Source organism: Aliidiomarina sanyensis (assembly GCF_003987175.1).
GTDB lineage: Bacteria > Pseudomonadota > Gammaproteobacteria > Enterobacterales > Alteromonadaceae > Aliidiomarina > Aliidiomarina sanyensis.
The window spans coordinates 41,187-53,769 of record NZ_PIPM01000002.1; the positions used below are offsets into that span (position 1 = coordinate 41,187).

Annotated in this window: 12 protein-coding genes; 11 read left to right on the forward strand and 1 reads right to left on the reverse strand. The window is 50.5% G+C overall.

Annotated elements, in window-relative coordinates:
* The first annotated feature begins 58 nt into the window (after positions 1-58).
* The 6 genes from CWE11_RS02455 (at position 59) to ubiA (ending at position 5,010) form a co-directional block, all read left to right on the forward strand.
* On the forward strand, positions 59-1,252 hold the full coding sequence (locus tag CWE11_RS02455) for a glycine C-acetyltransferase (RefSeq protein WP_126776023.1): 1,194 nt from the start codon (positions 59-61) through the stop codon (positions 1,250-1,252).
* Between the two features lie 88 nt (positions 1,253-1,340).
* The gene (gene tdh, locus CWE11_RS02460) at positions 1,341-2,369 is read left to right on the forward strand and encodes an L-threonine 3-dehydrogenase (protein WP_126776024.1); all 1,029 of its coding nucleotides are present in this window, start codon (positions 1,341-1,343) and stop codon (positions 2,367-2,369) included.
* Positions 2,370-2,378: 9 nt separating this feature from the next.
* Positions 2,379-2,705 carry a thiosulfate sulfurtransferase GlpE gene (glpE, locus tag CWE11_RS02465; protein ID WP_420808381.1) on the forward strand — a complete coding sequence of 109 codons (327 nt, stop codon included), beginning with the start codon at positions 2,379-2,381 and terminating at the stop codon, positions 2,703-2,705.
* Complete coding sequence (locus CWE11_RS02470; protein ID WP_241971702.1) at positions 2,702-3,529, forward strand: rhomboid family intramembrane serine protease; 828 nt, start codon at positions 2,702-2,704, stop codon at positions 3,527-3,529. The genes glpE and CWE11_RS02470 overlap by 4 nt, the downstream gene beginning before the upstream one ends.
* A 5-nt stretch (positions 3,530-3,534) precedes the next feature.
* A complete protein-coding gene (locus tag CWE11_RS02475) occupies positions 3,535-4,092 on the forward strand; it encodes a chorismate--pyruvate lyase family protein (RefSeq protein WP_126776025.1) in 558 nt (185 codons plus the stop codon).
* Between the two features lie 39 nt (positions 4,093-4,131).
* Positions 4,132-5,010, forward strand: coding sequence for a 4-hydroxybenzoate octaprenyltransferase (ubiA, locus tag CWE11_RS02480; protein ID WP_126776026.1), 879 nt, complete (start codon positions 4,132-4,134; stop codon positions 5,008-5,010).
* Positions 5,011-5,078: 68 nt separating this feature from the next.
* On the opposite strand, the gene plsB is transcribed toward ubiA, so the two are convergent.
* The gene (gene plsB / locus CWE11_RS02485) at positions 5,079-7,577 is read right to left on the reverse strand and encodes a glycerol-3-phosphate 1-O-acyltransferase PlsB (protein ID WP_126776027.1); all 2,499 of its coding nucleotides are present in this window, start codon (positions 7,575-7,577) and stop codon (positions 5,079-5,081) included.
* Positions 7,578-7,818: 241 nt separating this feature from the next.
* Here plsB and lexA point away from each other — a divergent pair, with 241 nt between their 5' ends.
* From lexA to CWE11_RS02510, 5 genes are all read left to right on the forward strand, one after another.
* A complete protein-coding gene (gene lexA, locus CWE11_RS02490; RefSeq protein ID WP_126776028.1) occupies positions 7,819-8,442 on the forward strand; it encodes a transcriptional repressor LexA in 624 nt (207 codons plus the stop codon).
* Positions 8,439-8,888 (forward strand): hypothetical protein, encoded by a 450-nt coding sequence (locus tag CWE11_RS02495; RefSeq protein WP_126776029.1) that lies wholly within the window; start codon positions 8,439-8,441, stop codon positions 8,886-8,888. The genes lexA and CWE11_RS02495 overlap by 4 nt, the downstream gene beginning before the upstream one ends.
* Positions 8,889-9,242: 354 nt before the next feature.
* Positions 9,243-10,385 carry a cytochrome c oxidase subunit II gene (gene coxB, locus CWE11_RS02500; RefSeq protein WP_420808382.1) on the forward strand — a complete coding sequence of 381 codons (1,143 nt, stop codon included), beginning with the start codon at positions 9,243-9,245 and terminating at the stop codon, positions 10,383-10,385.
* Positions 10,386-10,397: 12 nt separating this feature from the next.
* On the forward strand, positions 10,398-11,999 hold the full coding sequence (ctaD, locus tag CWE11_RS02505) for a cytochrome c oxidase subunit I (protein ID WP_126776030.1): 1,602 nt from the start codon (positions 10,398-10,400) through the stop codon (positions 11,997-11,999).
* 2 nt (positions 12,000-12,001) lie between these two features.
* Positions 12,002-12,580: a cytochrome c oxidase assembly protein gene (locus CWE11_RS02510; RefSeq protein WP_126776031.1), complete on the forward strand. Its 579-nt coding sequence runs from the start codon at positions 12,002-12,004 to the stop codon at positions 12,578-12,580.
* Positions 12,581-12,583: the final 3 nt, after the last annotated feature.

The window sequence follows — 12,583 nt, forward strand, 5'->3', positions numbered from 1 at the left end:
AGACGACTCCAAGTAAAATATGTTCCAAACTGCGACCGTTAAACTTTTGGAGATGGTAATGAAAGATGCATTTTACGAGCAACTTCAGACTCAAATTGAGGAAGTAAAGGCCGATGGCTTATTTAAGAAAGAGCGCGTCATTGCCTCCTCTCAATACTCTGAAATTAACGTAAATGGTCGGCAGGTCCTAAACTTCTGCGCCAATAATTATCTTGGCTTAGCCAATCATCCAGAGCTGGTGAAAGCTGCACAAGACGGGCTCGCGTCTCATGGTTTTGGGGTCGCTTCTGTCCGCTTTATTTGTGGTACGCAAGATATTCATAAAACGCTCGAATCCAAGATTTCTGAGTTCTTGGGTACAGAAGACACCATTTTGTATTCCTCATGTTTCGACGCCAACGCAGGACTTTTTGAAACCATTCTTGGCCCAGAAGACGCCATTGTGAGCGATGCACTGAACCACGCGAGCATCATTGACGGGGTGCGCCTGTGTAAAGCAAAACGCTACCGTTATTCGAACAATGATATGGTCGCGCTTGAGGAGCAGCTAAAGCAAGCCAAAGCCGATGGTGCAAGACACATTCTGATCGCGACAGATGGCGTGTTCTCAATGGACGGTATTATTGCAAATCTTCCGGGTATCTGTGATTTAGCCGATCAATACGGCGCGCTGGTCATGGTGGATGATTCGCACGCAGTCGGTTTTGTTGGGAAAAAAGGCCGCGGCACACACGAGTATCACAATGTGATGGATCGTGTTGATATCATTACCGGCACACTCGGAAAAGCCCTTGGCGGTGCAAGCGGCGGCTTTACGTCGGGTAAGAAAGAAGTGGTGGAATGGCTGCGCCAGCGTTCGCGCCCTTACCTCTTCTCCAATTCGTTGGCCCCCTCTATCGTGACTGCATCCATTCGTGTGCTCGAGATGCTGAGCGAAGGCGATGAGTTGCGCGAACGTCTCGAGGCAAATAGCCGTTACTTCCGCGAGCGCATGACTTCGGCGGGCTTTACCCTTGCCGGCGCCGACCACGCTATTATTCCAGTGATGCTTGGTGATGCGAAACTCGCGTCGGAAATGGCTGATCGGATGCTGCAAGAAGGAATCTATGTGGTTGGATTCTCGTTCCCTGTCGTCCCGAAAGGTCAGGCTCGAATTCGGACTCAGATGTCGGCCGCGCACACCCGCGAGCAACTAGATAAGACCATCGATGCGTTTATACGCGTCGGCAAAGACCTGAAGATCATTGACTAACGTATAAGCGATGACTGACTCACATGTGTAAAATGGACGATCAAGTCATCTCGTATTTCGATTCACCTCTTGGAGTGGATAACGCATTATGAAAGCACTGGCGAAATTGAAAGCAGAACCGGGTTTATGGCTCACCGATGCGGAAAAGCCAGAGTATGGTTACAACGATCTGTTGATTAAGATCCGTAAAACCGCAATTTGCGGTACCGATGTGCACATCTACAAATGGGATGAATGGTCACAGAAAACCATTCCGGTAGGTATGACGGTCGGTCACGAATATGTGGGCGAGGTCGCCGCGATGGGTGATGGTGTCCGAGGCTTCCAAGTGGGCGATCGCGTCTCGGGTGAAGGCCATATTACCTGTGGCCATTGCCGGAACTGTCGTGCCGGGCGGCGGCACCTGTGCCGGAATACCGTCGGAGTGGGCGTCAATCGTCCCGGTGCTTTTGCAGAGTATCTTGTTATCCCCGCTGACAATGCATTCAAGATTCCAGATGAAATTTCCGATGAGCTCGCCTCTATCTTTGACCCCTTTGGTAATGCTGTGCATACGGCCTTGTCCTTTGACCTCGTGGGCGAAGATGTTCTGATCACTGGTGCCGGGCCAATTGGAATTATGGCGGCGGCAGTAGCCCGCCACGCGGGGGCCCGCCATGTTGTGATCACCGATATTAATGACTATCGGCTCGGCCTTGCCAAACAGATGGGAGCAACCCGTGCCGTTAACACCAGCACAACCAAACTGAAAGATGTCATGAATGAACTTGGCATGACCGAAGGCTTCGATGTGGGCCTTGAGATGTCTGGCGTGCCTGTCGCATTTAATCAAATGCTCGGTGCCATGAACCATGGCGGCAAAGTCGCAATGCTCGGGATTCCTCCCGAAGATATGACCATCGATTGGAATCAGGTTATTTTCAAAGGTCTGATCATTAAGGGTATCTATGGCCGCGAGATGTTTGAAACTTGGTATAAGATGGTTGCGCTTTTGCAGTCGGGGCTCGACTTATCGCCGATGATTACCCATACCCTTCCGGTCGACTCGTTCCAAGAGGGTTTTGAAAAAATGATTTCCGGTAAGTCTGGGAAAATTATCCTCGACTGGACTGCATAAGGAGTTCTTGTGGGCAATTTTTCGACGATATCACCGCCTGATGCGGCGGCGTTGGTACAAGACAAGTCACCGGTCATCGCTGATATTCGGGATCCCAGCGCGTTCGCCGCAGGGCATATCCCTGGTGCAGAACGGTTGACCAACGAAAATCTTGCCGATTTCATCGCCCGCCATGATCCACAGACGCCCGTGATTGTGGTCTGTTATCACGGAATTAGCAGTCAAAATGCGGGGCAATACTTGGCGCAGCAAGGATTCGCACAAGTCTACAGCTTGGACGGTGGCATGGTAGGATGGGCAAATGCCTATCCGGAACAGGTTGAACAGGACGCGTGAAAAAAATCTACCAAAGCCGGAATATCGAAGAAATGGATCTGCTTCGTATCACGATGCAGCGCAGCGGTATTCCGGTAACGGTCAGCGAAAAAAGTGGCGTGCTCGAACTCTGGCTCATTCAGCCAGATTACGAAGCCCACGCCATGCAAGTGCTGAATGACTTCAAAACCAATCCCCCACCGCCCGAAACCATGCAGGTGCGTCGTCAAACGGGGACACTCTCGAGTCTCTGGCGAATGCTTGCACAACAAGCAGGCCTCTTTACTTTCATCGTGGCACTGACCGTACTTTCGGTCTACGTTATGCAATGGTTTATCGCGCCGGAACCAACGCTTCGCGCACTGCTTTTCACTCCTGGGGGTGCCGGACCGATCGATTGGGGTCAGCCCTGGCGACTTTTTAGTCCCATGCTTCTGCATTTTTCCGCCATGCACCTGATCTTTAATCTGTTCTGGTGGTGGTACTTGGGTGGACGTATTGAGCTTCAATTCGGAACTTACATCCTCGTTGCGGTCACTTTCTTTACTGCCGTCGTCTCAAACTATGCGCAATGGGCTTTTAGCGGCCCGTTATTTGGTGGCTTGAGCGGCGTGGTATACGGACTCTTCGGATTTGCCATCGTTGTGGCATGGCGCAAACCGTGGAGCCCACTTGCACTTCCACCGGCGTTAATTGTCTTTATGGTCGGCTGGCTGCTCCTCGGATTTGCAGATGTTTTGTTTGTTAATATGGCCAATGAGGCCCATCTCGCAGGCTTACTGAGCGGTCTGCTGTTTGGCGCCATTGTTCGCACCTTGAGGCTGGGCCGCAAGGCTTCCTGGTGACCGCAATGCCCTTATCCAATCAATTCTCATTTCCCATTGGGACCGTTGCCGATTGGCATACCCCCAACCCCACGCAATTGGCGCCGAATCGACGGGATTGGTTGCTTGACGCCGGCTCACTCACCGCCAAACTGAAAGCACATCACGACAGCTTTTCGGTCACGGTGATCGGCCAAAACGAGGGATATGCCGAGCCATGTGAGTATGCAGCACTTGGCTTCACCGGTGAACGCGTGACAATTCGAGAAGTATTACTTTCGCTCGACGGGAAGCCTTGGGTATTTGCTCGGAGTATCCTGCCGCATTTACGATTACGAGCCAATCCCGAACTCACGCATTTAGGTGACCAGCCACTCGGAGAACATCTTTTTACCCGAACCGATACCACGGCAGGCCCCATCCAAATAGCGGAGTTTTCGGCCACATCGGGTGCAGGCATGCTGAATAGCCAGCTGCATCATTGCAGCCATTCACTGTGGGGACGTCGGCGTGTTTTTTCTGTCGCCGGGACGCAAATTCTTGTCAGTGAAGTATTTCTTTCGCCAACGCCCTGCTATCCTTAAACGAATTGGTAAACACAAACTCAATTTCGGGGTGACAGCATGACACGCTTTGATCACTATCGCGCACTGATGCGCATGGACAAACCGATTGGGACTTGGCTCCTCGCCTGGCCAACCTTTTGGGCTCTTTTAATTGCCGGAAACGGGGATCCATCGGTTCGTCTGGTGGCTATTTTCGCAGCGGGAGTATTTTTGATGCGTTCCGCAGGTTGTGTCATCAATGACTTTGCGGACCGGAAGCTCGACGGCCACGTTGCGCGAACCAAGGATCGACCCCTCGCTTCGGGAAAGGTCACGTCTTCCGAAGCACTTATTCTCTTTGCAGTTCTGATTATTTTGGCGTTTATGTTGGTGCTCACGCTCAACACCTTAACCATTCTCCTGAGCTTCGTAGCAGCTGCGCTCGCCATTGCATACCCATTCAGCAAGCGCGTCACGCATCTGCCCCAATTTGTTTTGGGAGCCGCGTTCAGCATGGCCATTCCGATGGCCTTTGCTGCGCAAACCAATAGCTTACCTCTCATTTGCTGGATACTTTTTGTGGCGAATGTGCTGTGGACGGTTGCTTACGATACTGAATATGCAATGGTCGACCGCGCGGATGATCTGAAAGCAGGAATTAAATCCACCGCAATTTTGTTTGGGCAGTACGACATTTTGGTGGTTGGTGGACTTCAAGCAGCCACAATTTTCTTGCTTGGCGTCGTTGGATGGATGATCGATGCCACCTGGCTATTCTGGCTAGCGTTAATTACGATGGCGGCATTTTTTGTTTGGCAACTTTGGCTCATTCGCGATCGCGAGCCCAGTGCGTGTTTTCTGGCATTTCGACAAAACCATTATGCCGGAATGATCGTGTGTATAGGGCTGGCGCTCCATTACTGGTTACCCATTCCATTTGGCTCCGCACCCATGTAAACCAAACTGGCTACGACCATAAAGAAATCCCGCATTACATGCGGGATTTTTTGTCTCGAGCCGTGTTCCTAATCTTTCCGTTCAGGCGACGTCTCCGAGTGTCCAGAGTCCGCCTTATTTCCCTCACGTTCCTGTAGCAAGCGTTTGACCGATTCACGTATCGTCCGCTGAACCTGGCTTCCTAGCAGAACATCCACCTCATCGCTCATGATGGCGGCACCCCGATCACCGACATAACTACCATCCTCGGCAACGGTGATATAGCGTTCTTCCTTCAGAACCGAAACCAAGGTGCTAAAGATCCGCTTATCATAAAACTCCGGTGCATCGATACCATGTCGCGCACCCAGGCGCTCGGCAATTTGCTCACTGAATTTTTCCAGATCAGAGCGCGACAAACTATCTGACTGCTGCAGGAGTTCAAGCACAATGGCATAGCGAGCGAGAAGCTCTTCCGATGCATTGGCTAAGAGCGTCAGCTGGGTGTAGCCCGCATGCTCACGACCTACAATTTGATACTCACCGTCGGTGACTTGGGTAATCCAATGTTGCCGGACAAACTCCTCACACAGAGCCTCCACCCAGAGCCCAACATCTTGGCGGTCTCTATTGATGAACAGTTCAGCTTGTAACATCGGGAAGAGCTTATCGATAAACGCCGTTGCATCTGTTAATGCAAACTTACGCCCGCGACGCGCAAAACGCGCTAGCAATGCAGGGACAATAAACAGATGCAAAATATTATTGCGATAATAGGTCAACGTGATCGCTTGAGTTTGTGTCAAGCTCACGACTTCACCGGCCTGATTTTCGTTAATCTCAAACTTTTCCATGCTGACAAGATGCTGCCACATTTCCTCGCCAGACCAACTTGGAATCTGAATGTCCTTGCTGTAGGGCACTTCCCGTTGTAATGCTTTGTACGCCAATATTTGCTCAACCAATTCCTCGCGCGTCAAACTCCGGCGTTCGGCGCTCAATAGCGAAATGGCCGCAAGATTAATAGGGTTTAACGCCGCACCATCATTGACACGTTTCATCATCACATCGGCTAAGTGATTCACCACCGGTGTCATCCAACGTGGCTTCGCGGGTTCCTCCGCACCGTGCGTAACGGCATCACGCCATTGTGGTTGTGAACGGTCCAGATAATCAGAGAGTCGCAACGGCTCGCCAAAGGTTACGTAACCATGACCAAAATTGCGTAACTTGCGCAGCATACTGAAAATTTGGAAAACCGATTCTTTCTGCTTCGCTTGGCCCTTGAGTTCACCATGATATGTATTTACTTCCATGACGTGCTCGTATCCAAGGTACACCGGAACAAAAGTGATCGGGCGAGTTACACCACGCAATTGGCTCTGTAAGGTCATTCCCAACATTCCCGTTTTCGGTGGCAGGAGTCGGCCCGTTCGACTGCGGCCACCTTCCATAAAGTATTCAACCGCATAGCCTTTTTGGAACAAACGCGTGAGATATTCACGGAATACGGTCGAGTACAGTTTATTCCCTCGGAAACTACGCCGCAGGAAAAACGCGCCCCCGCGACGGAATAAAGTACCTACTGGAAAGAAGTTCAGGTTCACCCCTGCGGCAATGTGTGGGGGGACTAATCCTTCTTTATAGATAACAAAGCTCAATAAGAGATAATCCATATGGCTGCGGTGACACGGCATATAGACAATCTCGTGACCGTCTTGCGCTAATTTGCGAATGGTCTCTCCATTTTTCACCGAAATACCACTGTACAGCTTGGTCCAAAGCCATGTGAAAAGGTGATCACCGAATCGCACCAAACCTTCCCGATAATCCGCTGCAATCTCATTCAAGTAGCTGCGCGCTCGCTTTTCTGCTGCTTGCACAGAAATGCGCTTGCCTCGCGACTCTTCCAAAATAGCTTCACGAATTGCTGAGCTCTTCAGAAGCTCATTGATCATTTCTTCCCGTGAGAGCAACTTTGGTCCCGCCACAGCGTAGCGTAATCGTGCAAAATGGGTGCGCGCAACGCGTGTTAGCTTATGTGCTAAATCTTGATCACCCGAGTGACTATCTGCCATTGTACGCAGACTCACGGGCCGGGATACCCGTCCTAAGATGTTTCTCCCTGAAAACATCACCAGCCAAAATCGCTTCCACTTCCCCGGAACCTCAATATCTGCGGTGATGGTATTCCCTTCGTTGTGCTCACGTCCGGGTTCACGCCCCCAAAACAGGCCAATTGGATGCATCAACACGTTATAGCCTTTGTGCTGTTGGTGAATGGCCATCAGCTCACGAAATGCATCCTGAGGCGCCTTATCGAGGCGCTTCTTCGGATCCTCTATGTACAACACGCGATCAAACGCCTTGCCATTCAGAATAAGAGGTGTTGTCGGGTCTGGGAGTCCTAGTTCGAGACACGTATTTCGTGCGACTACAAGGTCCGTCGCCGATGGTGATCGCATCACATAGACGATATGGTCTGGGGCCGAGGTTTCTTCCTCGTGATGGTCAGCAATGGCTTTCACGCGTGTTAGCCAAGACACGGGAAAGCGCAATAGTTTGTACAGCAACGATGTTCGTTTCATGTTTGCTCCAAACACGCCAGCCGCTGTTGAGAGCCAGCTGGTTTTATAAGTCACAAGTTTCTAAGAATACCATTTTTCATCACAAGGTGCTGTGGAGAAAACTTTTTGCACAAAAAAGTTGCAAAGGTTAAATCACTGTATATACTCACAGCATACTGTATGAATAAACAGTGCCAAAAACTGAAGCTGTCGAGACTAAAAATCAAGACCGCAGAGAGTGAGGCAACAAAAAGGAAATCCCATGCGTCCACTAACGAAACGCCAACAAGAAATTCTTGATTTGATTCGCACCAATATCGAAGCGACCGGAATGCCTCCGACGCGCGCAGAGATTGCTCAGCGTTTAGGGTTTCGTTCAGCGAATGCTGCAGAAGAACATTTGAAGGCGCTCGCGAAGAAAGGTGTGATTGAGATGCTTCCCGGCATGTCTCGCGGCATCCGATTGCTGCAAGAAGAGGATGATATCCCAGAACAGCTCGGTCTCCCCTTGATTGGGCGTGTTGCTGCCGGCGAACCCATTTTGGCACAACAACACGTCGAATCGCACTATCAAGTGGATCAATCCATGTTCCATCCGCACGCAGATTACCTCCTGCGAGTGCATGGCATGAGTATGAAAGATATAGGTATTTTGGACGGCGATATGCTCGCCGTGCATCGTACAAATGAAGCCCGCAACGGACAGATCGTAGTCGCCCGTGTGGAAGATGATGTTACCGTAAAACGCTTTGAACGCCGCGGAAATATGGTCCTACTGCACCCCGAGAATGAGGAGTTTTCCATTATTCAAGTGGACCTAACACAGCAATTTATGACCATTGAAGGGCTGGCGGTCGGCGTCATTCGTAATGGAGGTTGGGCATGAACTATGCAGCTTTAACACGTCGCTTTGCACATCCTGGAGTGTGGGGAAATGAACAAGGTTTGACCACGCAGCAAGATTCAGGAATCTGCGAAAATACCAAAACCCATCAGCAACTCTGGGCGACCCTTAGCGCCACATTGCATGGAATGCATCGCCGGGATGACCAATGGGTCACACTGATTGGAAAACCCGCGAAGGCGCTAATCGAGCAATTGATCGCTGCAGGTATTCGTCCTGACCGGATTCGTCGTGTTTCTGCACCTGATCAAGAAACGGTCGTGTGGGCAACAGAACAAGCACTTTTAATTAACAATAGTCAGTTAGTGATTGCTTGGATTGGCGACTGCCAAGGGCGCGACAAAAAGCGTCTTGAACTTGCAGCCCGCGCCAGCCAAGCTCGTAGTTTCTTATTCAGCTCAACAAGTTACGAAAATCCTGTCCATTAATCCACGCTCCACAACTCCCTCTTTTGGGAGATTCCCCGGGGTTGTTAACAACAACCCCTTTTTTATTAACATCTTTGGTGGTATTTTGATCCCCATCAAAGTACTAGCTGAACATCGATGTTGTTCGTCATGTTGTCATGCCTTGTCATCGTTTGACGATTCGTCTCAGCGCCTTGATATACCTTGAATAATAAATGGTCACTTCGGTGGCGATAATAAATAACAAAGGGTTAGGCAAGAACTGAGATTTTTTGGGGAAATGTAGTTCCTTTCTTGCTGACCTCTTTGTGCTTTCAAAGGCCCGAAAAAGCTCCCCGGCTTTAGGGCGTGCGAGAGACTAAGAGGAGAAGTCGAGTGAAAGTCAGACTAACGAGCCTGCTGCTCGGACTGCTGGCGTTGTTTGCAACACCGCTAGCATATGCCGATAGCTTGCAGTTAAATATGACCCGCGGTGTCACTGACATCAGCCAACGGGTTTATAACCTTCATATGTTGGTATTCTGGATATGTGTCGTTATAGGCGTCATTGTCTTTAGCGTCATGTTCTGGTCCATCTTGCGTCATCGCAAGAGTCGCGGCGTTACACCAGCCAAATTCCACGACAACGTAAAAGTGGAGATTGCATGGACCGTTATTCCGTTTTTGATTCTTGTTGCCATGGCGGTCCCTGCGACCACAACCCTATTAAAAATGGATGACACCTCAGATTCCGATATGAGTGTTCTCATTACCGGTTCCCAGTGGCGCTGGCATTATAGTTACCTCGATTATGACATCGAATACATGAGTAACTTGGCCACTCCTCGTGAACAAATTTACGGGCGCCTTCCGCGGACCGAAAATTATCTTCTTGAAGTAGACCGTCCACTGGTCATTCCTACCGGGAAAAAAGTCCGCTTCTTAATTACCTCTGACGATGTTATCCACTCTTGGTGGGTCCCTGAATTCGCAGTGAAAAAAGACGCAAACCCAGGCTACATCAATGAAGCATGGACACGAGTCGATCAACCTGGAATTTACCGGGGACAATGTGCTGAGCTGTGTGGACGTGACCACGCGTTTATGCCTGTCGTCGTCATTGCCAAAGATCCCGAGGATTTTGAAGCTTGGGCACGGTCGGAAGAGCAACGTCTTGCGGACCGTCGTGCGGAGGAAGAGCGTTTGTTGGCGATGGAAATGAGCAAAGAAGAACTCATGGAAATGGGTCAACAAGTGCACATGTCCTATTGCGCAGCCTGTCACCAACCGAATGGTCAAGGGGTTCCGGGCGTATTCCCTGGGCTCGTTGGACAAGGTATTGCCGTCAATGACAAAACCGCTCACATCGATGTTGTATGGAATGGCGTCTCGGGATCTGCCATGCAGTCGTTCCGCAACACCCTTACCATGCGCGAAATTGCCGCTGTCGTGACCTATCAACGGAATGCGTGGGGCAATAATACCGGGGATGTCGTGCAAGCGGCCGATGTTCATAATTTCTCACAAGGCAATCAATAGGGGGCGATGGCGATGAGCACTGTTGTAACAGATACCCATAGCGCCCACGACGCGCACGATCACCACGATCACAAACCAACCGGCATTAAACGTTGGTTATTCACCACGAACCACAAAGATATCGGCACCATGTATCTTTGGTTCAGTTTCCTTATGTTCCTCGTTGGCGGTTCAATGGCGTTAATGATTCGCGCCGAATTATTCCAACCTGGAATGCAATTGGTTGATCCGCATTTCTTCAACCAAATGACCACCATGCATGGGGTCATCATGGTCTTCGGGGCCGTCATGCCAGCGTTTGTTGGTTTGGCTAACTGGATGATTCCATTGATGATTGGTGCGCCAGATATGGCGCTACCTCGAATGAACAACTGGTCTTTCTGGATCTTGCCATTCGCGTTCCTCATTCTGTTGAGTTCCTTCTTGATGCCAGGCGGAGCGCCAGCATTTGGTTGGACCTTCTATGCTCCACTGTCCACGACCTACAGTACCGATTCCACGGCGCTGTTCGTGTTCAGTATGCATATCATGGGGATGTCATCCATTATGGGTGCGATTAACGTGATCGTGACCATCATGAATATGCGCGCACCGGGCATGACGTACATGAAGATGCCATTGTTCGTTTGGACTTGGTTCATCACCGCATTCCTGCTGATTGCGGTCATGCCAGTTTTGGCAGGTGTGGTGACCATGGTCTTGACGGATAAATACTTCGGCACGTTCTTCTTCGACGCCGCCGGCGGTGGTGATCCCGTGTTGTTCCAGCATTTATTCTGGTTCTTCGGACATCCAGAAGTGTACATCATGATTCTGCCAAGCTTTGGTATCGTCTCAGCGATCATCCCGGCGTTCGCGCGTAAACCGCTGTTTGGTTACGCCTCGATGGTTTATGCCACCGCATCGATCGCAGGTTTGTCTTTCCTCGTTTGGGCTCATCACATGTTCACCACTGGAATGCCAACCTTCGCGTCATTGTTCTTTATGTACATGACCATGTTGATTGCCGTTCCTACTGGGGTGAAGGTGTTTAACTGGGTCACGACCATGTGGCGCGGTGCGATGACATTCGAAACACCGATGCTGTTTGCAATTGCATTCGTCGTGCTGTTCACGATTGGAGGCCTTTCAGGAATCATGCTGGCGATTACCCCGGTCGATTACCAGTACCATGATACCTATTTCGTGGTGGCGCACTTCCACTACGTGCTGGTTAGTGGTGCGGTCTTCTCGATCATGGCAGCGGCCTATTATTGGCTTCCAAAGTGGTCCGGGGTCATGTACGACGACTTCCTCAGTAAGCTGCATTTCTGGGCCTCGCTGATTTCCGTCAACATTCTATTCTTCCCAATGCACTTTGTGGGATTAGCTGGAATGCCACGTCGGATTCCAGACTATGCACTGCAATTTGCAGACATCAACGCAATCGTTAGTGTCGGCGGATTCCTGTTTGGATTCTCACAGCTCATCTTCCTCGCTGTTGTGGTGAAAGCCGCACTGAAGAAGGGCGAGCCTGCCCCTGCGAAGCCATGGGAAGGTGCTGAAGGTCTGGAATGGACGGTTCCATCACCGGCCCCGTACCACACCTTTGATGTTCCACCACAGGTGAAGTAACGATGAATCAACAGCAACCGAAACGTCAGGACAACAGTCGGGTCATTACCCGGCTGTTAGCCTCCGTCATGATCATGTTCGCTTTTGGCTTTGCGCTTGTGCCTTTGTACGAAAAATTCTGTGAGATCACCGGATTTAACGGCAGAACAAGCAGTAAGGCAGCAACCGCCGATAGTGGGATGCAAGTCGATCAATCACGGGTGATTACGGTCGAGTTCCATACACGCGTGAGTCGTGGTGTTCCATGGGAATTTCGTCCCGAAGTCCGATCGCTTCGGTTGCATCCTGGTGAAGTGAAAACCGTGAACTTTTATGTAGAGAACAAGACGAACCGCGACGTTGTCGCACAAGCCTTGCCTTCTGTTGCACCAGGTGAAGCCTCGTTATTTCTCAATAAAACCGAGTGCTTCTGTTTCGAGAATCAACCGCTAGCGGCAGGTGAAACTGCGGTCATGCCAATGCAGTTCTATCTCGATCCTGATTTACCCGACCATGTTCACCGGTTAACCCTTTCGTACATGATGTATGACCTGACTGAACAAGCTCGTCCGCGGACCGCGCGGGTCGAGCGTTCAGAATGAGGG

Bases quoted from the DNA above. Each gene is read 5' to 3' on its own strand.
- ctaD (WP_126776030.1), top strand. From the start codon at position 10,398: ATGAGCACTGTTGTAACAGATACCCATAGCGCCCACGACGCGCACGAT.
- CWE11_RS02455 (WP_126776023.1), top strand. From the start codon at position 59: ATGAAAGATGCATTTTACGAGCAACTTCAGACTCAAATTGAGGAAGTA.
- CWE11_RS02475 (WP_126776025.1), top strand. From the start codon at position 3,535: ATGCCCTTATCCAATCAATTCTCATTTCCCATTGGGACCGTTGCCGAT.
- ubiA (WP_126776026.1), top strand. From the start codon at position 4,132: ATGACACGCTTTGATCACTATCGCGCACTGATGCGCATGGACAAACCG.
- tdh (WP_126776024.1), top strand. From the start codon at position 1,341: ATGAAAGCACTGGCGAAATTGAAAGCAGAACCGGGTTTATGGCTCACC.
- plsB (WP_126776027.1), bottom strand. From the start codon at position 7,577: ATGAAACGAACATCGTTGCTGTACAAACTATTGCGCTTTCCCGTGTCT.
- CWE11_RS02510 (WP_126776031.1), top strand. From the start codon at position 12,002: ATGAATCAACAGCAACCGAAACGTCAGGACAACAGTCGGGTCATTACC.
- lexA (WP_126776028.1), top strand. From the start codon at position 7,819: ATGCGTCCACTAACGAAACGCCAACAAGAAATTCTTGATTTGATTCGC.
- CWE11_RS02495 (WP_126776029.1), top strand. From the start codon at position 8,439: ATGAACTATGCAGCTTTAACACGTCGCTTTGCACATCCTGGAGTGTGG.